This is a genomic window from Microcoleus sp. Pol11C3 (assembly GCF_036701485.1).
Classification (GTDB): Bacteria; Cyanobacteriota; Cyanobacteriia; order Cyanobacteriales; family Microcoleaceae; genus Microcoleus.
Genome location: NZ_JAUBQW010000017.1, coordinates 34,464 through 57,929, shown reverse-complemented (window position 1 = coordinate 57,929; position 23,466 = coordinate 34,464). Strand labels below are relative to the sequence as shown.

Genomic DNA, 23,466 nt, shown 5'->3' with positions numbered 1-23,466 from the left:
GCAATAAAAAATAGTTTTTCAAGAGCGAGATCCCTTTTTTAACCGCAGATATTAGCAGATCAACACAGATGAACGCTGATGGATTTTTATGCGCCGCAATTGATATGTGAAATAAATAATTTTAACTGAGCTTGACATTGCAGCAATTTCGTGAGTTACAGGAAATGCGCTGTGTTCAGCGGTGGGCGATCGCCCCAATTAATTCCCCCACTAAATTAATCTCTGTTACAGAACGTTACAATAAAGAAGTAAAGAATTTTCAGGCGAGCTAAACAATCAATGCGCTTAATATTAATGACGGGAAAAGGCGGCGTCGGCAAAACCTCCGTAGCCGCTGCGACTGGGCTGCGGTGTGCTGAATTGGGATACAAAACCTTAGTGCTGAGCACAGATCCCGCTCACTCCTTAGCCGACAGCTTCGACATGGAACTCGGGCACGATTCGCGGCTGGTGAAACCGAATTTGTGGGGAGCAGAATTAGACGCTCTCAGGGAATTAGAAGGCAATTGGGGAGCCGTTAAGCGCTACATTACTCAAGTGTTGCGAGCGCAGGGGCTCGAAGGGGTGCAAGCTGAAGAATTAGCCATCTTGCCAGGAATGGATGAAATCTTCGGTTTAGTGCGAATGAAGCGGCATTACGACGAAGGCGAATTTGATGTTTTAATTATCGATTCTGCTCCGACGGGCACAGCATTGAGACTGCTAAGTTTGCCGGAAGTTGGCGGCTGGTATATGAGAAAATTTTACAAGCCGCTGCAAGGCATATCAGCCGCCCTTAGACCTTTAGTTGAACCTATTTTTAGACCAATTGCGGGTTTTTCTTTACCAGACAAAGAGGTGATGGATGCACCTTACGAATTTTACGAACAAATCGAAGCTTTGGAAAAGGTTTTAACTGACAATACTGTGACTTCGGTAAGGTTAGTTACCAATCCCGAAAAAATGGTAATTAAAGAGTCTCTGCGCGCTCATGCCTATTTGAGTTTGTACAATGTAGCCACTGATTTAGTAGTAGCTAACCGGATTATTCCCGCCGAAGTAACCGACCCATTTTTTAAACGGTGGAAAGAAAGCCAGGAACAGTACCGTCAGGAAATTCACTCAGATTTCATGCCGCTGCCAGTTAAGGAGGTGCCACTTTATTCTGAAGAAATGTGCGGTTTGGCCGCTTTGGAACGGTTGAAAGAAACGCTTTACAAAGACGAAGACCCAAGTCAAGTTTATTACAAAGAAAATACGATTAAGATCGTGCAGGAAAACAATCAATATAGTCTTGAACTGTATTTGCCCGGAATTGCTAAGGATCAGATCCAGTTGAGCAAAACGGGAGATGAGTTGAATGTTCGGATTGGGAATCACCGCCGTAATTTGGTGTTGCCGCAAGCTTTAGCGGCGCTGCAACCTTCGGGGGCGAAGATGGAGGATGATTATTTGAAGATTAAGTTTGCTTAACAAGACTTACGCACTATCAACCTAAAAAACCCGGTTTCTAGGAAAAATCGTGGATTATCCCTTGAGATATTCACGCAGAAACCGGGTTTTTGGCCCGCGTGCAGGTATTGAGCTATTCAGCAGACTTACGCCATTCTTGTCCGAGGCGAACTGCTTCGTCAAAAGTAGGATGGTTGGGTCTGCGTTTATGAGACAGTGACTTTTGTAATGGTATCAATTCCTATTGTACCGGAATGATTTAACCGCAGAGGGCGCAGAGTCTGCAGAAGAGAGAGATGAATAATTCCGATGTCAACGGATTTGATATGAAATGCTGCTGGCTAGACACAATTAACAGGACTCAGCACGAAGGACTTCGTTTAATGCCTCATCAATAACTGCATCGCTGACACCTCGACGCTTCAAACTTGCTACTAAGGCAGTTACTGTCTCGCTCTCAAATCGTTCTAAATCAACGCGCAAACCTTGACCGATATAAGCACGAATTAATGGCTGATAACCCGAAAAACCCAACAATGGTGCAACTTTTTTTAAATCTTCCACAACATCTTCGGGCATACGAATCGTCACGCTAGTCATTGGACGGTTGCGGTTTAATCGCTGCTTTAATGCTTCAACTTTCATACTCTGCCCTCTCCTGACGAGTTGCTTTACGTGCTGAAATAATCCGAATGACATTCTCTTCACGCTCAATGTGAACCACATACAGTAGATTCCACCGACTATCTAGCCCAATCACAGTATCACGCGCTTCCTGATTGCGGCTGGCATCAATGACCACTAGAAATGGGTCAAAGAAGGATTCAGCAGCTTGTTGAAAAGTAACTCCATCATGGTTTGTGGGATTGATCCGCGCTTTTCCCTCGTCCCATACGAAGGTAATGCCATTGAGCACGAAGTATACATTCATGCTCCCTAGTATAGGTAAAATGTATTTACAATGTCAATACGTTATTCACAAAAACGAATGTTGCGATCGCTCTTGTGCCCCGTGAACAATTCAAAACGCTGCGCCTGCCCAAAGCAGGATTCGATTTGCTCGTGAGTGCGGTGCTGATACCTTGCCTTAACGACTTTTTCTAGCTGTGCTGTGCTGCGTTAGCGAAGCTTGCCGTAGGCATCGCTTCCCTATTTTAAAACTGTCCGGAGTATTGACTCAAAGAACATTAAATCTAAGTTGAACAATGGGACTAATCTTTTTTCTAACGTTGTCATTTCCCTGTTCAAAACTGAAGAGGATGACTTGATAATCCCCTCTGTCTGGGAATTGACAGGAGATTTTGGTTATTTCTCCTTCATTATACTGACTCTGGCATATCTTTACATTTGCTCGGTTCTCCGCTGTAAAAGGATTACTATCTGGCAAACTCCAAACAGAAAATCCGAATTTCTTCCTTTCAGCAAAGAAAGCTACAATTTCCTTTTGGTATGTTAGAGGTTTTTTGACCTCAATTAAAGCTTTTCTTGGAACATCTGTTGGATACTCCATTGGCGAAATTATTTGCAACTTGTGTATAAAGAATTCAGGTGTTAAAATTAGCTGCTTCTCAAAGGAATCCTGGTTTTTAGGGCTATGTAACAACTGCCAATCTGATTGCTCAGGGAAATGACTTGTAATCATCACTTCAGGAGGAGGCATGAGATAGTCTGCACTGTAGGCAGAATCGCTGTCATCCCAGGTCGTATCAACTAATTGCCAATTGTCTGCAACCTTCACTGCGTTCCAAGCATGAAGTGTCCAATCATAATTAGAGTTCAATAGCCTGATCGTCATGGGAATTAAATCTACAGGAACCAAGTCTCGACGAATTTTTCCTCCAATAAAAACAACTTCTACGCCGATTTCTCGCCCTAACGCCATGAAGAGATTAGCATAACCTTCGCAGACTGCTTTCCGAGTTGAAAAAACTGTTTGAGCATCTTGAGCAGGTCGTATTCCTGTTTTAAGTACATTCAAATCGTAAGTAAGTCGGCTAATAACGTAGTCATGTAATGCTTTAATTAGTAAGTAGGGATCGGATTCTTGTTGAGCAATATAATCAGCAACAGATTTAATACTTTTTTCAATATCAGGTGTCAGGCTGGTAACTATTGGGTGAATTGTTTCATGATTTTTCCATGCCCAAGGCGAAGTTAATGAAGGTGGAATGGGATTATATTTTAAGCGAGTGATGAAATCCTGAGATGAATTAGATGAATGAGTGAATAAAGACGGATTCGCTTGAAGAATTATTGCTACTAACAGTATAGCAAAAATTAGAAACAATTTTCCGATTCTTTGCTCTAAAGCCTTTCTGTTCTTTTGCTTCAAATTGCGAGCTGCTTTGACAAAATCACTTTCAAAATCTGGAGGCATAAAAACACCGTAGTTAAGAATAAAAGCAAATTGCTCTGTGAACCTCAATTCAATATAGCATCTCGCCCGGCTCTAATTCAAGGTCTCAATCGTAAGATTATCACCCTCTACTACTTCACTCTGAACCTTTTTTCCATCCTCTGTGCCCTCTGCGGTTGGTCCAATCTTTCCTGCATTAACCTCAATTTTTTTATGCTGACGTTCCGACGCTGCTTTTTGCAGCATTTTCAACTTTTCTGGGTCAGCATTCGATCGCCAAAACAACTTATGATCCTTAATTTTAACGCAATTTTCCTCCAAACACTTAACCCATTCCCGATGCTTTTTAACTGCGCCACGATCGATGATTCCTAACTTTTCTTCTTGGCGGGTGAGTTTCGTAAACTTTTCGTAATGGGGATAACTAGCAGTAACAAAAGCTTCTTTTCTAACTAAAATTGGCGGGTTGTACAAATCCGAATAGTCTTGATAGCTCACAGAAAGGTCGCGCAAATCTATGTGCATAGAAGTGTGAAGGGCTGGATGCGGGTTAGTGTCAAAATCGGGATAAAATAAATAGGAAATCTGAGGTTTGCGAGCGTAAAATTTGATGATTGTCGCGCCGTCAAGCCTGCCTATTGTGCGGTTGGCGCAGCCTTCGTAGAGCCTGAGCAAAGGGTCTAGTTCTTCTAATGCAGAGACGTGAACTGAAAGGGAACCATGCTGTTTGTAGCCGATCGCACTATCTTCGCAGCAGTCAGCCACAATATCAGGTTTGCTCAGACTGTATAGCATTAAATCTGCCAAAGTGCAAGCTTTTTGATAATTGTCAAACAAACCTTTGATGTCGTTGCGGATTTGAGCCGGGAGTCGGCGGATTGAAGGCCGATCGCCCAAACCGTTGAGGGCGAGATACACCAGCAAATCCTGGCGGCGCTTGTCGGCGATTTTCTCCCAATCATCCGCATCCGTTGCTTGCAAAATCACCCTCCAAGCGCGATTAAAACTGTGGAATTCCCCCTTAATTACCGATTCTTCAGCTAATTCGCCTTTAACAGGAAGGCGGCCCCGATCGCTCACAAAAGCCATCAAAGGAGCCAACATTTCCGCATAATCCTCAAACCGCTTAACTTGCGATCGCACTCTGGGAGTCGATAAGTGCGATCGAAACCGAGAAGCACGAAAACTTTCACCCTCCGCAGCATCCCGAAACACAAAATAAATCCCCAAAGCTACAGGAATTGCGTCAACACTCAAAACTTGGTCGATATAAACCTTCAACTCTTCCTGTTCGTAATACTTCTGAAAAGTATTCCGAGAAGTAATCACCCCATCCCCGTAAGCAATTTGACCTTGTTGGCGATCGTCAATCAAAACCTGAGCCGCTACAACTAATAATTTTTTAGTCAATCCCCAAGCATTCAGCAAAGATTCTCGGCGTTCCGCCAAAGATTCAATCACATTAATCACGTAACCAATATTCACAATATCAGCACTAATTCGCGGAGTATCCGGCTGATAGTATGGGTCCCAACCCGAAACAGCATAACCTTCTTCAGCAATATATTTAACATCCCCGCCGTAACCGCAACCGTAATCAAAAAAACTCGCCCCGTCGCTCGCTAAATCCGCTTCTAAAACCATACGCAAAGGTTTAGAAAGCGAGTGGCGTACCATCGCAGCTTTGTGCCGCTCGATCTTAGGACTTGATAGCTCACTATTCTCCTGTTTCAAACGCTCGACAACAGCATGATCTTGAATTTCCACACCGCAATATCCCAAATATTTGAGCCAACCCTCGCGAGTGCCGATAACGCTAGTATTGTCAAGCAGTCCCCACTTTTCCTCGCAGCGAGTGAGTCTAGCAAACTTTTCGTAATTGGGATAATCCGCAGCTACAAAAGTTTCCTTGCGGTGCAAAACCGGGGGATTTTCGCTGTTGCTGTAATCGAAATATTTAACTTCCCCTGTTTCCAGATTAATTTGGATGCTGGTTTGCAAAGCAGGGTGAGCATCTGTATCGAAATCAGGGTAAAAAAGATAAGATATTTTAGGTTGATTGAGTGAAAATTTAACTAAAGTTGCTTCATCAATATTTTCGAGAGTGCGTCTGGCACAATTTTCGTAGATTCCGAGGACTGGGTTGAGTGCTTGCAAAGCCGAAACATGAACGTAAAAAGCCGTAGGTAATTTTTTCCCAACCTTGCTTTCCCGACAGCAGCGAGCCACTTTTGCTAGGAGATTGTCAACACATAAATTAGTAATTTCAGCGAGCGGGTACGGCACAGCATTTACAGAATCTTGCTCAGAGATAGCCTCGTTTTCATACAATAAAACTTCCCGAGCATAAATTATCAAAGGCGTTAGCAGTTTTTCATCATTTTCTAATGAATCGCTATCTAAAATAGTGTTTTTACTGGTATCGTAATTCATAGCTAAATTAATTATTTTTTTAATTAACCGCAGAGAACGCAGAGGACAGGGAGTGAAGAAACAAACAAAATTTTCCTAAAATTTCTCTATGTAGGATGCACACTCCGTACCGTACCCCTTTATTTCTTAGTCTCTTAGAGAGGGACTTCGTTTTTGTAATGGCGATTTTAATCGCCGACTAATCTCGACTACCAGCGAGTAAGATATTAACCAAACATTCTAGTTTCCACAAATTCTTGAACCCGGGCTAAATGACTCGACAAACTCACTAATATGTTGTCAACCCTCTCAATATTTAACAATTCCACCTCTGATGGTTTAGATTGAAAGCCTCGTGCGTGATGCTCCAATTGTGCGGCCAAATCCGACATCAGAGCAACTCCCACATTCGCCGAAGTTCCTTTGAGACGGTGGGCTTGATATTCCACAGCTTGCCAATCTTTAGCTTCTACAGCTATTTTGGCAGCAGCCATATCAGCTTGGGCGTCTGCCACAAAAGCTTGCAAAAGTCGCTCTGGCAATTTAATATTAACTCGTCCGAGTTGCTCCAATCTGCTCTTGTCGAACAGTCCGTCGTAGTCTCTATGTTCCCAAGTTTGAAGTGCGATCGCCCTTGGTGCCGGCACAGCCACAACCTGCGCTTTATCCAAAACTTCTGTATAATTTGTTACTAATTGAGATTGATTTTCGGAATTAATACTTTTAACTCCATACTTATTTTCAAACTGAACATTTCGGGCTTCATACTTTTTCAGCGCCGCCGCCAAAGCATCTAAATCTACAGGTTTGCTGAGATAATCGTCCATTCCCGCAGCCAGACACTTTTCTCGTTCCCCCGGCAGAGCATGAGCAGTTAAAGCCATCACAAAAGTATGCCGATCGCTTCCTTCGATTTCCCTCAACTTTTGCGCCGTTTTGTAACCGTCAAGTACGGGCATTTGACAGTCCATCAGCACTAAATCATAGCTTTTTTTCGCCAGCAAATCCAGGGCTTCTTGACCGTTGACCACGCAGTCAGCGTGATAGCCTAAAACTGCCAACTGTTCGACAATAACTTGTTGATTGATCGGGTGGTCTTCCGCCAGCAAAATTCTCAACGATGACGGCAAATTGGGATTAACATATTGAGAATTAACTGCGGGCAACTTGCAAATATTAGCAGCCTCCAAGCTCCCAAACTCTCTCGTTCCCTTAAGCGGCGCCAGCACAGCCTCAAGCAGGCGGCTCGGCCGCACCGGCTCGATCAAATACCCGTTAAAACCTCGACTGCAAAGCGCTTCAGCCTTCGGCTGTTCCCGCAAAGCAGTCATGGCGATTAACGAGCAAACTGCCGAGGTCGATCGCACTTTCCTAGCAAATTCCTCCGCATCCAACTCCGGCATTTGCAAGTCCGCAAGCACCACATCCCAGCTTTTTCCCCCCTCTCCCGAATTCTGAGAAATCCCCCCCTGGGCCTTGTTCAACCAACTCAAAGCCTCAGCAGCAGTTTCTGCCTCGTCGCAGCGGGCACCCCAACTTTGAGCGAGCGATCGCACTGCTGCCCTTCTCAAAGCGCTTCCAGAGACTACTAACAGTTTCTTGCCCGCAAGTTCGGGATCATGAGGCTCAACTTGCAACTGTTTTTCCAAAGGTACAGTAAACCAAAAAGTTGAACCGCTGCCTAGCAAACTGCGAACTCCAATCTCGCCTCCCATCATCTCCACTAACTGCTTGCAAATAGCCAAACCCAAACCCGTTCCGCCGTAAGGCCTAGTAGGAGAATCGTCTACCTGAGAAAAAGATTGGAACAGCTTTATTTGCCCTTGGGCAGAAATTCCAATGCCAGTATCCCGCACCGAAAATAGCAATCTTGCTTCTTGTCTACCGTCTCCCATTCGGTTGCCCTGTTTCACAGTTACGTGAACTAGAACTTGACCGCGATCGGTAAATTTTATGGCATTCCCCGTCAAATTTAGCAACACTTGCTTTAATCTGCCCGCGTCCCCCATCAACTTCCTTGGCACTGAGCTGTCAACTACAATATTCAATTCAATACCTTTTTCTTCGGCCAAATGTGCTATGATTTCTATCACTGACTCAACGCAGCTATCCAAATCAAAATTAGCCTTTTCCAGCCGCATTTCTCCAGCTTCAATCTTAGAAAAATCGAGGATATCATTAATAACATTCAGCAAATGTTCAGCACTGCGGTAAATAGTCTGAGCACAGTCCCGCTGTTTCTGTTCCAGAGGAGCGCGCAGCAGCAATTGAGCCATTGCCAAAACCCCATTCATCGGAGTGCGAATTTCGTGACTCATGTTCGCCAAGAATTGCGACTTCACCCGGCTGGCTTCTAAGGCAGTTTCCCGCGCTTCCACCAACTCATTAATCTTGTCGGCAACCATCACAATTCCCCCGACTTTCTCGTCGGGATCGTACCAAGGGTGAGCAGCCCACCGCAGGTACAGAACAGAGCCGTCTGCTCGTTCCCAGGCATCTTCGCTCACAGAAACTACCTTGCCTTTGAGCGCTTCTTGATACATTACTTTCCAGCGATTCGGCGTATCTGGAAACAATTCATAATGGCTGAGATTATTTAGGGACTGCCACTCCAAATTAAATTGAGTCAGCCATTTGTGAGAGTTAGCTAAATAGCGCATTTCCGTATCGAACATCGCCATTGCTACGGGCACGCAGGTAATAATTTGTTTTAGTTGCTGCCGTTCTCTTTCCAAAGCATATTCTGCCTGTTTCCGCTCAGTAATGTCGCTAATCATGCCGGCCATTCGCAGCGGTTTTCCTTGGGAATTGCGCTGAGCTTTTCCCTGAGAAGTGCAGTAGCGGTAAAGGCCATTCGAGTGCAGCAACCGAAATTCTACATTATAGTCTATTTCTTGTTCCAAGTGAGCGGCGATCGCCCCGACGATTCCCTCCTTGTCATCGGGGTGCAGGCGGTTGTATAGAGCGTCCATCGTCCTGCCAAATTGCTTTCGCGACAAACCGAGAATTTCCAAAAGGCGATCGTTCCAATAAACCTCATTTTTACTTAAATCCCAATCCCAAATTCCGTCGTTCACTCCCTCTAAAACTAACCTGTATCGTTCCTCGCTTTCCTTAAGTTTTTGACTGGTATGAAACGCCTGATATTCGGCGCGGTAAACGCGCATGGCATTGTACAAACTGCGGGACAAACTCTCTGGAGAAAGCTTGCTTTTAGCGATATAATCAGAAGCTCCAGCCTTCATTAATTCCACAGCAATTTGTTCGTCCCCTTGACCGGTGAGCACAATTAAGGGAACTTTTAGCCCAGCTTCCCGTAGATTTTTTACCAAACTCAGTCCGTCTCCGTCCGGCAATCCGTAGTCGAGGAATACGCAGTCAAATTCGCACTCAAATATCTGATTTAATAGCAGCCGATTTTCTGTCTCGTCAACCTCGCTTAAATGTTGAGATTTATTTTGTTTGGATAGTTTCGTGGCTATCTGGGTAGAATTTTTGCTAACCGAGAGTTTGGCTAGGGTATCGGCGCAGTCTTCTGCTTCAGTCACTTCTGCCGAAACGCCAGCCGACTTGAGCGAGCGTTGGACCGCCATCCGATCGACCGCATCGTCATCAACAATCAGAATTTTGATAAGTTTGTCCATAACAACAGAATTGTGGATTACTCCGAAAAAGCTGCGGCATACAAAAAGTAATTAGAATAAATGCACCGCTAAAAAATCACCAAAGCCACCTTGAAACTTTTCCTGTTAAATTTTGTCTTATTTAGGGAATTTCGCTCAGCATCCAATATCTGTTGAGAGTAGCCATAACTTCCACGAAGTTAGAAAAAGTGACAGGTTTAAGAATATAGCCCGCTACATTCAAATTATAAGCTTCTACTTTATCTCTATCTTCATTAGAAGTTGTGAGGACGATCACCGGAATCGACCTCAAACATTCATCGAGTCGCAATTCTCGCAAAAACTCGATCCCGTTCATTCTTGGCATATTCAAGTCCAGCAGAATTAACCGGCGCGCTTGAGGCATTGCAGGCTCGATTTTCCCTTCTCCGCGCAATATAGACAGAGCTTCTAATCCGTTGGCAGCCATGTAGAGGGGGTTAACGATGTTATTTTTTTTGAACGCTCGCCGGACGTTCATCACATCAACCTCATCATCTTCAACCAAGAGGATATGAATTTTTTTGTCTTGCATAAATCAGCCATTTTATAGATGTTTTTTAAGCGCCCGTTTCGTTTGCGAGGTTTAGCCAGCACGGATCGCGAACCCAACAGGTTTAATCTCTATTGTCCTTTGTCAAGAATCATTTATGCCGGGGCCGATGAAGGTATCTACCTACAGGTGTACTCGCCCCTCATCCTCTCCGGGGCGCCGCCGAAATCCAAAAACTCGCCAAGAACGCCCGATCGAGCTACTGTAAAATCTAAAACTCATCTACCTTATTATTAATCGCCATGCCAGCCGATCGCAAACTCTACGAAGGCAAAGCCAAAATCCTCTACTCCACCGAAGACAGCGAAATTTTGCTGACCCACTTCAAAGACGACGCCACAGCCTTTAACGCCCAGAAACGCGGCAGCATCGTCGGCAAAGGCGAAATCAACTGCGCCGTATCCGCCCACCTGTTTCGGATGCTAGAAGCCAAAGGCATTCCCACCCACTTCATCGACACGCCGGCCCCCAACCAAATGCGAGTCTGTCGCGTCCAAATCTTGCCCTTGGAAGTCGTAGTCAGAAACATTGCCGCCGGCAGTCTGTGCAAGCAAACAGGACTCGCCCTAGGCACAATTGTCAATCCGCCGCTCGTGGAATTTTATTACAAAAACGACGATTTGGGAGACCCGCTGCTGACCCGCGGCCGACTCCAGTTAATGCAGCTAGCCACCCCCGAACAAGTAGACCAACTAGAAATCGCCGCCCGCGAAATTAACGAAATACTCAAAGAATTCTTCACCGAGTGCGGCATCACCCTAGTAGACTTCAAACTAGAATTCGGTATCGACCAACATCAAAATCTGATCCTCGCCGACGAAATCAGTCCCGACACGTGCCGCCTCTGGGACAACACAGAAACCGACCCCGACGCCCGTGTGATGGACAAAGACCGATTCCGTCGCGACTTAGGATCGGTAGAAACCGCTTACCAGCAAGTTCTCCAACGCGTTCTCGCTCAGAAAGTCTAGAGGCCTTGGTAATGCGCTAGAATTGCACAGTTTGTCACCCTTGTGCCTTTGATGTCAGCAATCAGCGGTCAACAGTCATCAATTAGCGGTCAGCGCGAGATTCAACCGACTTAATAACTAATGACTATGACTAATGAATAATGACTAATGACTAATGTGGTGTGTGGATTGCCCAAAAAAGTGAACAAAAATGCGTTTATCTGCTGTATTGGTGGCAGTTTTTACTGCCTCAGCAACATTCGGGTTATCAAATTCTGCAAGCGGCCAAACATCCTACTCTGAATCAGCAGAGGAAGCTTTGGCTGCCGTTCCGCCCGCCCCGTCGATCGAATTACCCGATCGCCCCATTCCAGAATTAACCCAAAATCCTCCTCAAAACCGCAAAGCCGCTAAAACCAGCAAAGGGGAAGCCCTAACAATAGCTGTGGCCCCTGCCAGAGGAGGAAGCGACCGCGACCCCCCAGACCGATTCACAGACACGCCCTCCCCGGTTTCGCCTTCGATCCTTCAACTAAAACCCGAGCTAGCATCCAACCCCTCCCCTGTCTCTAGCAGCCAAAACGCCCTGCCAGAGACGCAACTGGGCAGCCCGCTCCCCCCCGAGGAATCGGCGGTAACGCCCGCCTGGATCGCAGCAGAGCTAGGGAAACCAGATGAATCCGGGGCGAGCGCTCAAAACGCCCAAGTTCCACCCAGGCCGGCCCCGACCAGACCGCCCGCCAACACCGTTCCCCCATTGCCCCCGGGCCCAGCACCGCAGCCCAGGCAAAGCCCCGCACCCGCCGGGGCGGCAGAACCGCAAGTGCTAGTTGCAGAAGTTACCGTCACCGGGGCGACGGCAGACTTGGAAAGCGAAATTTATCGAGTCATCAGCACCCAACCGGGACGCACGACCAACCGCAGCCAACTGCAACAAGACATCAACGCCATTTTTGCCACGGGCTTTTTCAGAAACGTGCGGGCAGTACCGGAAGACACCCCGTTGGGCGTCCGGGTGACTTTTATTGTGCAGCCAAATCCGGTGCTGCGCGGAGTGACAATCACTGGTCAGCAAGTGCTGCCCCAAAGCGTAATTGACGAAAGCTTCCGCGATCAATACGGCAAAATTCTCAACCTCCGCCGCTTTGAAGAGGGAGTGAAAAAAATTAATGCTTGGTATCAAGAGAAGGGCTATGTTTTGGGCCAAATCACTGATGCCCCGCAAGTAGCAGACGACGGCACTGTCACCCTGGTAGTGGCAGAAGGCCAGATCGAATCCGTTGATGTCCGCTTCCTGAACAAGGAGGGAGAGGCAACAGATGCCACTGGTCAGCCGATCGGAGGCAACACCCGTCAGTTTGTCATCACCCGCGAAGTAGAACTCAAGCCCGGAGAAATCTTTAACCGCACCAAGGCGGAAAGAGATTTGAAACGGGTATTTGGTTTGGGAATTTTTGAAGACGTGCGACTTGCCTTGGAACCGGGAACGACTGACCCGCGCAAGGCAAGGGTAATTGTCAACGTCATTGAGAAAAATACCGGTTCTCTGGCGGCGGGTGCGGGTTTGAGTTCGGCGACGGGTTTGTTCGGTACGCTGAGTTACCAGCAGCAAAACTTGAGAGGTAGGAACCAGAAATTGGGGGCTGAAGTACAAATCGGGGAACGCCAAACCCTGTTTGACCTGAGTTTTACCGACCCCTGGATTGCGGGCGACCCTTACCGCACTTCTTTCACCGCTAATGTTTTTAGAAGACGATCGATCAGCGTGATTTTTGACGGTGGCGAACGGGAAGTCAGATTGCCCAACGACGATCGACCCCGCATCGTCCGCACCGGTGGCGGTATCAATTTCACCCGTCCCCTGTCGCGCAATCTTTTTGCCGATTCTGAGTGGACAGCTTCAGTCGGCTTGCAGTACCAGCGTGTCTCAATTACCGATAGCAAAGGCAGGCGCGAATCCAAGGACGAACTCGGCAACCTGTTAAGTTTTAGCAATTCCGGCTCGGATGACTTGACAACACTGCAAGCAGGTGTTGTGCGCGATCGGCGCAACGACCCCCTCCGCCCCACTAGCGGTTCCCTGCTCAGGTTTGGGGTGGAACAATCCATTCCTGTAGGTTCCGGCAGCATCCTGTTAAACCGCCTGCGGGCCAGCTACAGCTTTTACCTACCAGTCAAGTACACTAACTTTACCCCCGGCCCTCAAACCCTGGCATTCAGTTTTAGAGGCGGCACCGTATTCGGAGATTTGCCTCCCTACGAAGCCTTTGCCTTGGGCGGCGCCAACTCGGTGCGCGGATACGACGAAGGCGACATGGGAGCCGGCCGCAGCTTCCTAGAAGCCAGCGTTGAGTACCGTTTCCCGATTATTTCGTTTCTCGGCGGAGCGCTATTTTTGGATGCTGGCACTGACTTGGGCACCGGCAAAGATGTCCCCGGCGACCCTGCCGGCATCCGCAAAAAGCCCGGTAGCGGTTACGGCTACGGCCTCGGCGTGCGGATTCAATCTCCTTTAGGACCGATCCGGATCGATTACGGTATCAACGACACCGGGGACAATCAAATTCACTTTGGGATTGGTGAGCGATTCTAATTAACGAAGAGTCATTAGTCAGCAGTCATTAGTCATTAGTTAGGAGTAATGACTAATGGGTAAGGTGTCCACAAGCGCGTTAAACCCTCAGTCCGCCCTGGGTTTAAACCCAGGGCGGTCTTTCGGATTAAGTTGACACATCTGGGTAATGGATAATGCGTAATTCTCAACCATTAACTAGCGACAAATGACTAATGACTAATGACAAATGGCTAATGACTGAGGACAAATGACAAATGACTAATGACTAATGACTCAACGTACCCTAAAATCTGAATTTGAACTGTCGGGAATCGGTTTGCACAGTGGCGAACAAACTCGCGTCCGAGTTTTGCCTGCGGAGGTTGGGGAAGGCCGCTATTTTGTCAGAATAGACCTGCCCGGTGCTCCGATAATTCCTGCAAAAATTGAGGCGGTTTGTCAGACTGCACTTTCAACTGAACTGGCAGGTATCGATGCTCAAATTCGCACTGTAGAGCATCTATTAGCCGCCTTGGCGGGGATGGGAGCGGATAATGCTCGAATTGAGGTTGATGGGCCGGAAGTACCACTGCTGGACGGTTCGGCTCAGGTTTGGGTAGAGGCGATCGCCCATACCGGCTTAGTCCCTCAAGAATCGAAGCGCACTTCCTCCGGCGTCCTAGAACAGCCAATTTGGGTGCGTCACGGCGATGCTTTTGCAGCGGCTTTACCCTCAGCGGAAACTCGGTTTAGTTACGGAATTGATTTTGAGGAACAGGCGATCGGCAATCAATGGTACAGTTGGTCGCCAGAGGCCGAAAGTTTTGCGACGGCGATCGCCCCAGCCCGCACTTTTGGACTTGCTCGCCAAGTTGACCAATTGCGACAAGCTGGTTTGATCAAAGGTGGTACCCTAGAAAACGCTCTAGTTTGCGATCGATCCGGCTGGCTCAACCCGCCTTTGAGATTTGCAAACGAACCAGTGCGCCATAAAATCTTAGACTTAGTAGGCGACCTCAGTCTGCTGGGAACTTGGCCAAAAGCTCACTACTTGGCTTACAAAGCCAGTCACAACCTCCACGTCCAACTTGCCTTAGCCCTGAAATCCCAAGCTTGGGCCGTGAAGGAGACAAGTTAGAAACAAAGGTTCGACCCAAGTCGCTGTTACAATTAACACCCAAGACGCGATCCCTCGCGCTTCTACCCCACTCAAAAGTCTTCAAGCAATGTCTACGCTGACTGAAGTTCACACCCTCAATACTGCTAATCCTGAATCCGTTTCCACCGAAAACGGTGAAGATTCTCCAGCGGTTCAATCTACTTTTACTGTCGAAGAAATTCAGAAATTATTGCCTCACCGCTATCCTTTTGCACTGGTTGACAAAATTGTTGATTACGTGCAGTCCGAGAAGGCTGTAGGAATTAAAAATGCGACTTTCAACGAACCACATTTTCAAGGGCATTTTCCCGGACGACCGATTATGCCTGGGGTATTAATTGTTGAAGCGATGGCTCAAGTGGGCGGTATTGTTCTGGCTCAGTTGCCCGACATCGAACAAGGATTGTGGATGTTTACCGGGATTGATAAAGTCAAGTTCCGTCGTCAGGTTGTACCGGGCGATCAGTTGCTGATGACTGTAGAATTGCTGTGGGTAAAACGCCGTCGATTCGCAAAAATGCAGGCTCTGGCTGAAGTAAACGGACAAAAAGTTTGTGAAGGAGAATTGATGTTTTCGATGGTAGATTAAATTGGGTAATTGGTAACTGGTAATTGGTAATTGGTAATTTATAACTAAGAACAGCCAACAGTCAAAAGACAACGGACAACAGCCAACTGACAACTGACAACTGAAAAATGCTTACTTTGATTCACCCAACTGCTGTGATTCATCCCCGCGCCGAATTGCACCCGACTGTAGAAGTGGGCGCTTATGCTGTAATTGGGGAAAGAGTGAAAATCGGGCCGGAGACTAAGATTGGCGCTCATGCAATTATTGACGGGCTAACAGAAATAGGCGCTCGCAATCACATTTTTCCCGGTGCGGCGATTGGTTTGGAACCTCAAGATTTGAAATACGAGGGTTCTCCAACTAGGGTGAAAATTGGCGACAGCAATCAGATTCGGGAATACGTGACAATTAACCGCGCTACTGGAGCGGGGGAAACCACGACAATTGGCAATCATAATCTATTGATGGCTTATGTTCATGTGGGACACAATTGCGCGATCGCCGATCGAGTAATTATCGCCAATGCTGTAGCCTTAGCCGGACACGTTAAAATCGAGTCTCAAGCCCGATTGAGCGGTGTTTTGGGCGTTCATCAGTTTGTCCACATCGGCCGCTTGTCTATGGTGGGCGGCTTGAGCAGGATCGATCGAGACGTACCTCCTTATATGCTAGTCGAGGGGAATCCTTCGAGAGTGCGAGCAATCAACAAAATAGGCTTAGAGCGCGCCGGTTTTACCCCAGAAGATTTGCTAGTTTTGAAGAAAACTTTTCGTATTCTATACCATTCTGGCTACACTCTAAATCAAGCTTTGGAACAGTTGGATTTGTGGCCAGAAAACGCCAACTTACAGCACCTGCAGAAATTTTTGCAGCAGTCTATAACCAAAGGGCGGCGCGGTTTGATTCCTGGCAAAAAGTAAATGAGGTAGAATAAACCTATGAACTAAGCGACTGTCGATCTATGAATGTATATACTTCAGTCCAATCTACATCCCCTGAAACAGAACAAGATGGCTGCATTACGTTCTCAGATGTTAGTTGGGAGCAATTTGAAGCTATAGAAGCAGCTTTTAAAGATTTCAGAGGCGTGAAATTTTTCTATCTCGATCGACTACTGCAAATTATGACTGTCTCGCCCGAACACGAAATAATCAAGAAAACTCTCTGTATGCTGCTAGAGGCATATATGAGAGCAAATGGGATTCGATTTTACGGCAAGGGCGGGCCGACTTTGGGTAACAGAGAATTAGGCGGTAGAAAAGAGCCAGATGATTCCTATGGTATAGGAACGCCAAAAACAGTCCCAGATATTGCTATTGAAGTGGTAATTACCAGTGGCGGGATAAATACTCTAGAATTCTACAAAAGATTGGGCGTTCGGGAAGTCTGGTTTTGGCAAAATAGTCAGTTATATCTCTATTACTTAACAGGTGAAAATTATCAGGAGATGGCCGGGAGTAAATTCCTTCCCGATCAGGACTTAGAATTACTGCTACGCTGTGCTAATATGCCCGATCAATATGATGCTGTTACCGAGTTATTAGCAAACATCTCACCTGTTTAATGTCATAATATGAAAATTTTTATTAGCACTGGTGAGGTTTCTGGGGATTTGCAAGGCTCTTTGTTAGTGGCCGCCTTAAAACGTCACGCTGTCGCCGCTGGTTTTGAGCTAGAAATAACCGGATTGGGCGGTCCTCGTATGGCAGAAGCTGGGGCTACTATTTTAGGCGATACTGTGGGCATTGGTTCTATGGGCCTGATAGAATCAGTGCCGTATATTTGGCCGACGATCCAAGTTCAGCAAAAAGCTAAACAATATCTCAAAAACTTTCGCCCCGATGCTGTTGTATTGATTGATTATTTGACTCCAAATCTCGGTATTGGCAGCTACATCCGCCGCTGTTTGCCAGATTTACCGGTGGTTTGGTACATCGCACCTCAAGAATGGGTTTGGTCGATTTCTCCTCGCAATACTGAGCTGATTGTCAATATTTGCGACAAACTTTTGGCAATTTTTCCCGAAGAAGCTTGTTATTATCAAAAAAAAGGAGCAGAAGTGAGTTGGGTTGGTCATCCTTTGGTGGATAGAATGCAATCTGCACCCAGCCGGGAAGTTGCCCGCAAAACTTTGGGAATTTTGCCGGAACAGGTGTCGATCGCCCTAATTCCCGCTTCCAGACACCAAGAACTAAAGTACCTGATGCCGGTTATATTTGAGGCCGCTCAAATTATTCAAGCTAAATTGCCGGAAGTTTATTTTTGGATTCCGCTTGCTAATAAAGCTTTCCGCAGCAAAATCGAACAGGCGATCGAGAATTACGGTCTGCGGGCTACTTTGTTAGAAAATCAAACTCTGGAAATATTAGCCGCTGCCGATCTGGCGATCGCTAAATCTGGTACTGTCAATCTGGAGCTAGCTTTGCTCGATGTTCCGCAAGTTGTCGCCTACCGCGTCAGTCCGATTACGGCGATTATTGCTCGCCACGTCCTGAAATTTTCGATTCCTTTTATGTCTCCGCCCAATTTGGTGCAAATGAAGCCGATCGTCCCGGAGTTGCTGCAAGACGACGCCACTGCGGAAAATATAGTGAACCATGCGCTGGAATTGCTGCAAAATGCCGATCGACGCCAGCAAACTTTGGCAGGTTATCGGGAAATGCGCCAAAGTCTCGGAGATGTGGGCGTGTGCGATCGCGCGGCTGCCGAAATAATGAAAAATGTTAAATTAAATACAGTAAATTAAAGCAACTTTGTTATTGAAATGTTATGCCAAGCAATCGGAAAAAGCGACCGATCGCTGTTGATTTATTTGCAGGTGCGGGAGGCATGACACTGGGCTTTGAACAAGCAGGTTTTGACGTACTTGCCTCAGTGGAAATTGACCCAATTCACTGCGCCACACACGAGTTCAATTTCCCGATGTGTTCTATTGTGTGCAAAGATGTGGCACAGCTTAGGGGATCGGAAATTCGGAAAAAATCGGCGATCGGGGGGCGCGAGATAGACGTAGTAATCAGCGGTTCGCCCTGTCAAGGATTCTCGATGATGGGCAAGCGCGATGTGGACGACCCGCGAAATTCTCTAATTTTTCACTTTCAGCGCTTAGTTTTGGAGCTAAAACCCAAGTTTTTCGTAATGGAAAATGTGCCGGGAATTGCGTCAGGAGAACATAAAGAACTCCTGAATATTTTAATTAGTTCTTTCCTAGAAGCAGGCTATCAAGTAGAAGAAAACTATCAAGTTCTCAACGCGGTTCACTACGGAGTGCCGCAAGCTCGCAAACGCTTATTTCTGATTGGCTGCAAAAAAAATTATGAGCTGCCCAAATACCCTCAGCCAACGACGATACTCCCGAAAGTTAAAATTCCTAAACGCTATAAAAAAGTTAATTTACCTGCTGTCCCTACAGTTTGGGATGCGATTGGAGATTTGCCGGAAGTGGAAAAGTACAGCGAGTTGCTGCACCGAGATTGGGTGATGGCGGAGTACGGAAAGTCCAGCACTTATGCGAGTATAATGCGCGGAATTGATGGTTTGGATGATGATTATTCCTACGATCGCGAGTACGATCGACAAATCCTCTCTTGTAGTTTACGAACTAAACATTCTCTGGAATGTATGGAAAGGTTTCAGGCTGCCAAACACGGGGAAAAAGAGCCGATCAGCCGTTTTTACAAGCTGCATCCCGAGGGAGTTTGCAACACTCTCAGGGCCGGCACCGACAGGGCCAGGGGGGCTTATACTTCGCCAAGACCAATTCACCCGATCGCCCCTCGGTGCATTACAGTCAGGGAAGCTGCGCGACTGCATTCCTATCCTGACTGGTTTAGATTTCACGTTACAAAATGGCACGGTTTTCGCCAAGTCGGAAATTCTGTACCGCCGCTACTGGCGAAAGCTGTAGCAGCGCAGATTATTAGCGCTTTGGGCGTGGAAGCAATTAAGCCGAGTTTCAAGCTGACATGGGGAGATGATTCGTTGCTTAAACTGAATTGGTCGGAAGCCGAAAAACATTATCTAAAAAGTTAAAAATTATATTAAATTATGTGTAATTGGGAATTGGGAATCGGTAAGTGGGAATTGGGAATGGATGAGTGGTCATTGTTAATTGGTAATTGGTAAACAAGTCGTGATTTTTACCTTTCATCTGCTTATATAGAGCAGGTTATATCAAATTGCATCACTACTTATGCAGGAGTAGCTCCAAGTAAACGCCAATCGCCGCCCCTGTATAATTGGGCGCTGGTCAATGACGGGTACGAGATGAGATATTCCCGGTAGTTAAACAAACCGGGAAGGTATTCCGGCGCGCTGTGCATTTTTTTTTAGGTGACAGTGGAAACTACTTCGACTACGCACCTAGAATCCAAGGTATAGCGATCGTCCTATACATTAAATAGCAACATTAACATCTGAATACCATTGGAGATTTTAGATTGTGAAAGTCTGCCGGAAAACATTTTGAGAAATTTCACTGAGTTTTGCAACAATTACGAGTCTTTTGGAATTCTAGAGCTATCGTGTAAAAAGTGTATTTTCAGGAGACTCAACTAATATGGGTTGGTTTAAAAGACTGTTCGGACTCGAAAAGCCTGAAACCCCGGCTGAACCGATGGCACAAGTAGTACAGCAAGCAGCACAAGCGCAATCCATCGCTCCTGCTAAAGTCGGCCCAGACGGAAATTTTGACGAAAGTGGCCTGGCGAAGCGGGTGGCTTTAGCTTTTGACGGCGATTCAGAAGTTGCTGATATCGAGACTGTTTATGTAGCTCAGCTCAGCAGCACGGTTGTTCTCAAAGGTCAAGTTCCCAGTCAGGAAATTCTCGACAAGTTGGTGGCGATCGCCTCTGCTGAAGAAGGCGCAACAAACGTGCAAACCGATCAAGTGACAATCGGCTAGAGCCTATTGGCTCACTCACTTCTGCGATTCCTCCTCGCTTCCCTGTCTAAGGGGAGTTGAGAGGGGATGCCAGGGGTTTTTCAAAGCTCGGAAACTAGAGCTCAAAAGTTTTTTAGCCATAACTTAGTTGCTGGATTCGATCGAATTTGACCGCCAGCAAACCTTTAGCTCCCGCTGTAGCGGGCTTTTTTGTGCGCTCTGACCGTTAAAATATTAATTTTTGTTGAGTTTGCTGGTTATTCCAGTAAACGGTAAAATAGAATACAGAAAGGAAAAAGTTTTTACTGACTAAAAAGCAAACCTGACCTGACTGCCCTTTTTATCTCCATACATATAAGGATCAAAAAATATGAAACTCACTTATCGTGGCGCAAACTACGAGTACGACATTCCGACAGTGGATATGATTGAAGGCGAAGTCGCGGGCAAATATCGGGGTCAAAACTGGAACTATCGCTATCCGAGACACATTCCCAACCCCAACAAACACGGCGGCACAAACTATACCACAAAGCAAGATTCTCAAGCTGGCGATCGGGATGTCGCAGCAGCTAGCGCCCCAGCGGCGGTTGAATTTTATCCCACAGTTGTGGAAGTGGCCCAAGTGCACCGGGCGAATATTTGCAATATTCTCGATCGTAGAAAGCAAGCAGCCAAGGCCAAGGGCGATGAAAGACTGCTGCGCTTGCTAGAACTTGAGTGGCAGCAGATGGTCTGTTAGAGAAAAGCATCAGAAAACAAAGCGTTTGTCAAGAGGGGGAAATCGAGTTAAGCTCAATTTCCCCCTTTTGATGCTGTTTGTGCGATCGAATTTGCAGCCTCGAAGCGATATCAATCGTCGGGATTTTGGGGGATGCGATCTTTTTTAATGCGATCGCCCTTCTCAACACTCTTTCGGGTGCGATAGGCTTTGACGATTAACGGTATAGCTTGAGTAATCATCGGCGGGATAACATCGAGGACGGGTTTACCTGAATGCACATCGAGATTTCCGTTGATGCCGATAATGATGGCTTGTGTGACAAATGCGATCTCTATAACTCGCCCCACAAACTTTTGACGATTTTTCATATGCCCTCACGTGGCTGTATTGCTTACAAAACAAGCCTCTCTGTAATCAAAAGCCCAGCCAAATTCCCCAAGCAACTTTCCAAGTGCTTATAAAATAGGGATTAGCTGCTTGGGGAAGGTTGCCCAAACGGACAGTGAAGATTTCTTAAGATTTTCTTTATATTTGACCTATGTCTGAGAACGGTGCACGCAAGTTTAGCAAAAACGAACGTTCCAAGCGCAACGTCCTGAATTTGGTAAATGCTTTGTTGCTAGTGGTAGAACCAAATTCCACCCTTGATGAATCTGAGTTAAAAGCACCAGTTCAAGTCAAGTGGGTTTCTGAAAATACGCTTCAAGTAGGTCGGGAAGACAAGAATAAAGCCAAAGGAGGAGAGAAAGTATTTGAAGGTACAACAAAAGAGGCTTTGTGGCAGCTAGCAGAAACAACAGGCAATCCTCTTGAGCTTCCGCAACGTCAGCGGGAAGATTCTCTCAGTAGCTCGAAAGACCGACAAGGACAGGTAGTCCAAGATGTATTTTCTTATTTGGAAAATTTGGGAGTGTGGCAAGATAAACGCCCTGAGAATAAAAAAAATACACGTTATTGGATATTCACTCTCAAGCTGAAACATAAAGATGCGTCAATAAACGAAAATCTGGGCATGGTTCAACAGAAGTTGCACATTGAAACATCTCCCCAGACAACAGATAAAAGCATCGACTGGGGCGATATCTGCCGCAACCGCTTGGAAAAGCAAAAGCAACTGACAACCAATCGGCTGATGCGTGCTAAGGCGATGGTATTTAATCTCGGCGATTTTGATGTAGATTTGGCCTTAGTCGAATGCAAAAAGCCAGACAAACGGAGTGAAGACGATCCTAAAAAATCCCGGTCGTACCAGCCAGACTACGAAGAAACCGAGAAACTGGAGTACCAAGACTTTCTTGCCAAAGTCCTGAAATCAAATCAAAGCAACAAAATTGCAGTAATTGGAGAAGCGGGTGCAGGTAAAACCACACTCCTGCAAAGAGTTGCTTTCTGGATATTGGAAAATACCGATTATTTGCCGATTTGGATATCCTTGGGAAATTTGCCGAAACCAGCGCCACAGTTAAAAGAATATCTCCTGAATTATTGTCTGGAAGATGCGGAATTTAGCATCACGCCGAAAATGAAAGCTGATTTTGAAAAACAGTTGACGGCTGGGAAGGTATGGCTGCTGCTGGATGGCGTGGATGAGATGGCTGCGTCGGGTAATCCTTTCACATTTGTCGATCAATGGATACCAGCTTGGAGTCAGAATTTGCCTGTGATCCTGACTTGTCGGCTGAATATTTGGGAAGCAAATCCTTATGCACTCAATGGCTTTCAAACCTATCGCACGTTGTGGTTTAACGAAGAGAAAATCAAGCAGTTTATTAATAATGGTTTTCAAAAAAGTGACCCCGAACTAGGGATTCAGTTGCAAAAGGCATTAAACCAACCCGGAAAAGAACGAATTAAGGATTTGGTGAGAAATCCGCTTCGGTTAATGCTGTTGTGTTCGATTTGGCATTTGCTAGAGGGCAAGTTACCTGATACCAAGGCAGAACTTTACCAACATTATGTGGAAGAAGTCTACAGGTGGAAACAAGATGAAACAACACCGGAAGAGAGACAGCAACTAAACTTCAAGTTGGGAGAATTGGCAAAAGAAGCAATTGATAAGCAAGAGAACCGATTTTGTTTGCAACATAAGTTTATTGAAGGTGTATTTAACAACGATTCTTTGTTCCAATTGGCGTTCAAAGTCGGCTGGCTGAATCAAGTTGGAGTAGATGCAAAAAATCCCCTTAAACGTGTCTAAGCTTTCTACCATCCC

21 protein-coding genes are annotated in these 23,466 nt (G+C 46.2%); 14 read left to right on the top strand and 7 right to left on the bottom strand.

Going from position 1 to position 23,466, the window contains the following annotated elements; translation table 11 throughout:
• Positions 1–131 precede the first annotated feature (131 nt).
• Positions 132–272, top strand: a complete 141-nt coding sequence (locus tag QUA40_RS06910; RefSeq protein WP_333123186.1) for a hypothetical protein — start codon at positions 132–134, stop codon at positions 270–272.
• A 7-nt stretch (positions 273–279) separates the two neighbouring features.
• Positions 280–1,452: a TRC40/GET3/ArsA family transport-energizing ATPase gene (locus QUA40_RS06905; RefSeq protein WP_172188640.1), complete on the top strand. Its 1,173-nt coding sequence runs from the start codon at positions 280–282 to the stop codon at positions 1,450–1,452.
• A gap of 330 nt (positions 1,453–1,782) precedes the next feature.
• Here the strand turns inward: QUA40_RS06905 and QUA40_RS06900 are convergent, their stop codons facing one another.
• The 6 genes from QUA40_RS06900 to QUA40_RS06875 all read right to left on the bottom strand — a co-directional run bounded on the left by QUA40_RS06900 (position 1,783) and on the right by QUA40_RS06875 (position 10,396).
• On the bottom strand, positions 1,783–2,076 hold the full coding sequence (locus QUA40_RS06900) for a hypothetical protein (RefSeq protein WP_333123183.1): 294 nt from the start codon (positions 2,074–2,076) through the stop codon (positions 1,783–1,785).
• Positions 2,066–2,362, bottom strand: a complete 297-nt coding sequence (locus QUA40_RS06895; protein WP_333123181.1) for a BrnT family toxin — start codon at positions 2,360–2,362, stop codon at positions 2,066–2,068. The genes QUA40_RS06900 and QUA40_RS06895 overlap by 11 nt, the downstream gene beginning before the upstream one ends.
• A 246-nt stretch (positions 2,363–2,608) precedes the next feature.
• Positions 2,609–3,808 carry a transglutaminase domain-containing protein gene (locus QUA40_RS06890; RefSeq protein WP_333123178.1) on the bottom strand — a complete coding sequence of 400 codons (1,200 nt, stop codon included), beginning with the start codon at positions 3,806–3,808 and terminating at the stop codon, positions 2,609–2,611.
• 72 nt (positions 3,809–3,880) lie between these two features.
• Positions 3,881–6,220, bottom strand: coding sequence for a DNA phosphorothioation-associated putative methyltransferase (locus QUA40_RS06885; protein ID WP_333123174.1), 2,340 nt, complete (start codon positions 6,218–6,220; stop codon positions 3,881–3,883).
• Positions 6,221–6,426: 206 nt separating this feature from the next.
• On the bottom strand, positions 6,427–9,843 hold the full coding sequence (locus QUA40_RS06880; RefSeq protein WP_333123171.1) for a response regulator: 3,417 nt from the start codon (positions 9,841–9,843) through the stop codon (positions 6,427–6,429).
• A 121-nt stretch (positions 9,844–9,964) separates the two neighbouring features.
• Positions 9,965–10,396: a response regulator gene (locus tag QUA40_RS06875; RefSeq protein WP_333123168.1), complete on the bottom strand. Its 432-nt coding sequence runs from the start codon at positions 10,394–10,396 to the stop codon at positions 9,965–9,967.
• 18 nt (positions 10,397–10,414) lie between these two features.
• Between QUA40_RS06875 and QUA40_RS06870 the strand changes: the two genes are divergently transcribed.
• The 11 genes from QUA40_RS06870 (at position 10,415) to QUA40_RS06820 (ending at position 21,272) form a co-directional block, all read left to right on the top strand.
• Positions 10,415–10,651, top strand: a complete 237-nt coding sequence (locus tag QUA40_RS06870; RefSeq protein ID WP_333123165.1) for a hypothetical protein — start codon at positions 10,415–10,417, stop codon at positions 10,649–10,651.
• A 5-nt stretch (positions 10,652–10,656) separates the two neighbouring features.
• Positions 10,657–11,385 carry a phosphoribosylaminoimidazolesuccinocarboxamide synthase gene (purC, locus tag QUA40_RS06865; protein WP_333123163.1) on the top strand — a complete coding sequence of 243 codons (729 nt, stop codon included), beginning with the start codon at positions 10,657–10,659 and terminating at the stop codon, positions 11,383–11,385.
• Between the two features lie 190 nt (positions 11,386–11,575).
• On the top strand, positions 11,576–13,957 hold the full coding sequence (locus QUA40_RS06860) for a BamA/TamA family outer membrane protein (protein WP_333123161.1): 2,382 nt from the start codon (positions 11,576–11,578) through the stop codon (positions 13,955–13,957).
• A gap of 250 nt (positions 13,958–14,207) precedes the next feature.
• Positions 14,208–15,056, top strand: a complete 849-nt coding sequence (gene lpxC / locus QUA40_RS06855; RefSeq protein ID WP_333123158.1) for a UDP-3-O-acyl-N-acetylglucosamine deacetylase — start codon at positions 14,208–14,210, stop codon at positions 15,054–15,056.
• An 88-nt stretch (positions 15,057–15,144) separates the two neighbouring features.
• Complete coding sequence (gene fabZ / locus QUA40_RS06850) at positions 15,145–15,666, top strand: 3-hydroxyacyl-ACP dehydratase FabZ (RefSeq protein WP_333123155.1); 522 nt, start codon at positions 15,145–15,147, stop codon at positions 15,664–15,666.
• A gap of 107 nt (positions 15,667–15,773) precedes the next feature.
• Positions 15,774–16,568, top strand: a complete 795-nt coding sequence (gene lpxA / locus QUA40_RS06845) for an acyl-ACP--UDP-N-acetylglucosamine O-acyltransferase (RefSeq protein ID WP_333123152.1) — start codon at positions 15,774–15,776, stop codon at positions 16,566–16,568.
• A 41-nt stretch (positions 16,569–16,609) separates the two neighbouring features.
• Positions 16,610–17,212 (top strand): Uma2 family endonuclease, encoded by a 603-nt coding sequence (locus QUA40_RS06840; RefSeq protein ID WP_333123149.1) that lies wholly within the window; start codon positions 16,610–16,612, stop codon positions 17,210–17,212.
• A 9-nt stretch (positions 17,213–17,221) separates the two neighbouring features.
• Positions 17,222–18,394: a lipid-A-disaccharide synthase gene (lpxB, locus tag QUA40_RS06835; RefSeq protein ID WP_333123146.1), complete on the top strand. Its 1,173-nt coding sequence runs from the start codon at positions 17,222–17,224 to the stop codon at positions 18,392–18,394.
• Positions 18,395–18,417: 23 nt separating this feature from the next.
• Positions 18,418–19,680: a DNA cytosine methyltransferase gene (locus QUA40_RS06830; protein WP_333123143.1), complete on the top strand. Its 1,263-nt coding sequence runs from the start codon at positions 18,418–18,420 to the stop codon at positions 19,678–19,680.
• A gap of 526 nt (positions 19,681–20,206) precedes the next feature.
• A complete protein-coding gene (locus QUA40_RS06825) occupies positions 20,207–20,551 on the top strand; it encodes a BON domain-containing protein (RefSeq protein ID WP_333123141.1) in 345 nt (114 codons plus the stop codon).
• Positions 20,552–20,900: 349 nt separating this feature from the next.
• Positions 20,901–21,272: a DUF4278 domain-containing protein gene (locus tag QUA40_RS06820; protein WP_333123139.1), complete on the top strand. Its 372-nt coding sequence runs from the start codon at positions 20,901–20,903 to the stop codon at positions 21,270–21,272.
• A 110-nt stretch (positions 21,273–21,382) separates the two neighbouring features.
• Here QUA40_RS06820 and QUA40_RS06815 read toward each other — a convergent pair whose 3' ends face one another.
• Complete coding sequence (locus QUA40_RS06815) at positions 21,383–21,622, bottom strand: hypothetical protein (protein WP_333123138.1); 240 nt, start codon at positions 21,620–21,622, stop codon at positions 21,383–21,385.
• Between the two features lie 170 nt (positions 21,623–21,792).
• Here QUA40_RS06815 and QUA40_RS06810 point away from each other — a divergent pair, with 170 nt between their 5' ends.
• Complete coding sequence (locus QUA40_RS06810) at positions 21,793–23,451, top strand: NACHT domain-containing protein (RefSeq protein ID WP_333123135.1); 1,659 nt, start codon at positions 21,793–21,795, stop codon at positions 23,449–23,451.
• Positions 23,452–23,466: the final 15 nt, after the last annotated feature.

Bases quoted from the DNA above. Each gene is read 5' to 3' on its own strand.
- QUA40_RS06825 (WP_333123141.1), top strand. From the start codon at position 20,207: ATGGGTTGGTTTAAAAGACTGTTCGGACTCGAAAAGCCTGAAACCCCG.
- lpxA (WP_333123152.1), top strand. From the start codon at position 15,774: ATGCTTACTTTGATTCACCCAACTGCTGTGATTCATCCCCGCGCCGAA.
- QUA40_RS06840 (WP_333123149.1), top strand. From the start codon at position 16,610: ATGAATGTATATACTTCAGTCCAATCTACATCCCCTGAAACAGAACAA.
- purC (WP_333123163.1), top strand. From the start codon at position 10,657: ATGCCAGCCGATCGCAAACTCTACGAAGGCAAAGCCAAAATCCTCTAC.
- QUA40_RS06860 (WP_333123161.1), top strand. From the start codon at position 11,576: ATGCGTTTATCTGCTGTATTGGTGGCAGTTTTTACTGCCTCAGCAACA.
- QUA40_RS06830 (WP_333123143.1), top strand. From the start codon at position 18,418: ATGCCAAGCAATCGGAAAAAGCGACCGATCGCTGTTGATTTATTTGCA.
- QUA40_RS06815 (WP_333123138.1), bottom strand. From the start codon at position 21,622: ATGAAAAATCGTCAAAAGTTTGTGGGGCGAGTTATAGAGATCGCATTT.
- QUA40_RS06895 (WP_333123181.1), bottom strand. From the start codon at position 2,362: ATGAATGTATACTTCGTGCTCAATGGCATTACCTTCGTATGGGACGAG.
- QUA40_RS06885 (WP_333123174.1), bottom strand. From the start codon at position 6,220: ATGAATTACGATACCAGTAAAAACACTATTTTAGATAGCGATTCATTA.
- QUA40_RS06905 (WP_172188640.1), top strand. From the start codon at position 280: ATGCGCTTAATATTAATGACGGGAAAAGGCGGCGTCGGCAAAACCTCC.
- lpxC (WP_333123158.1), top strand. From the start codon at position 14,208: ATGACTCAACGTACCCTAAAATCTGAATTTGAACTGTCGGGAATCGGT.
- QUA40_RS06820 (WP_333123139.1), top strand. From the start codon at position 20,901: ATGAAACTCACTTATCGTGGCGCAAACTACGAGTACGACATTCCGACA.
- QUA40_RS06900 (WP_333123183.1), bottom strand. From the start codon at position 2,076: ATGAAAGTTGAAGCATTAAAGCAGCGATTAAACCGCAACCGTCCAATG.
- QUA40_RS06875 (WP_333123168.1), bottom strand. From the start codon at position 10,396: ATGCAAGACAAAAAAATTCATATCCTCTTGGTTGAAGATGATGAGGTT.
- QUA40_RS06810 (WP_333123135.1), top strand. From the start codon at position 21,793: ATGTCTGAGAACGGTGCACGCAAGTTTAGCAAAAACGAACGTTCCAAG.
- QUA40_RS06890 (WP_333123178.1), bottom strand. From the start codon at position 3,808: ATGCCTCCAGATTTTGAAAGTGATTTTGTCAAAGCAGCTCGCAATTTG.
- QUA40_RS06880 (WP_333123171.1), bottom strand. From the start codon at position 9,843: ATGGACAAACTTATCAAAATTCTGATTGTTGATGACGATGCGGTCGAT.
- QUA40_RS06870 (WP_333123165.1), top strand. From the start codon at position 10,415: ATGTTTTTTAAGCGCCCGTTTCGTTTGCGAGGTTTAGCCAGCACGGAT.
- fabZ (WP_333123155.1), top strand. From the start codon at position 15,145: ATGTCTACGCTGACTGAAGTTCACACCCTCAATACTGCTAATCCTGAA.
- lpxB (WP_333123146.1), top strand. From the start codon at position 17,222: ATGAAAATTTTTATTAGCACTGGTGAGGTTTCTGGGGATTTGCAAGGC.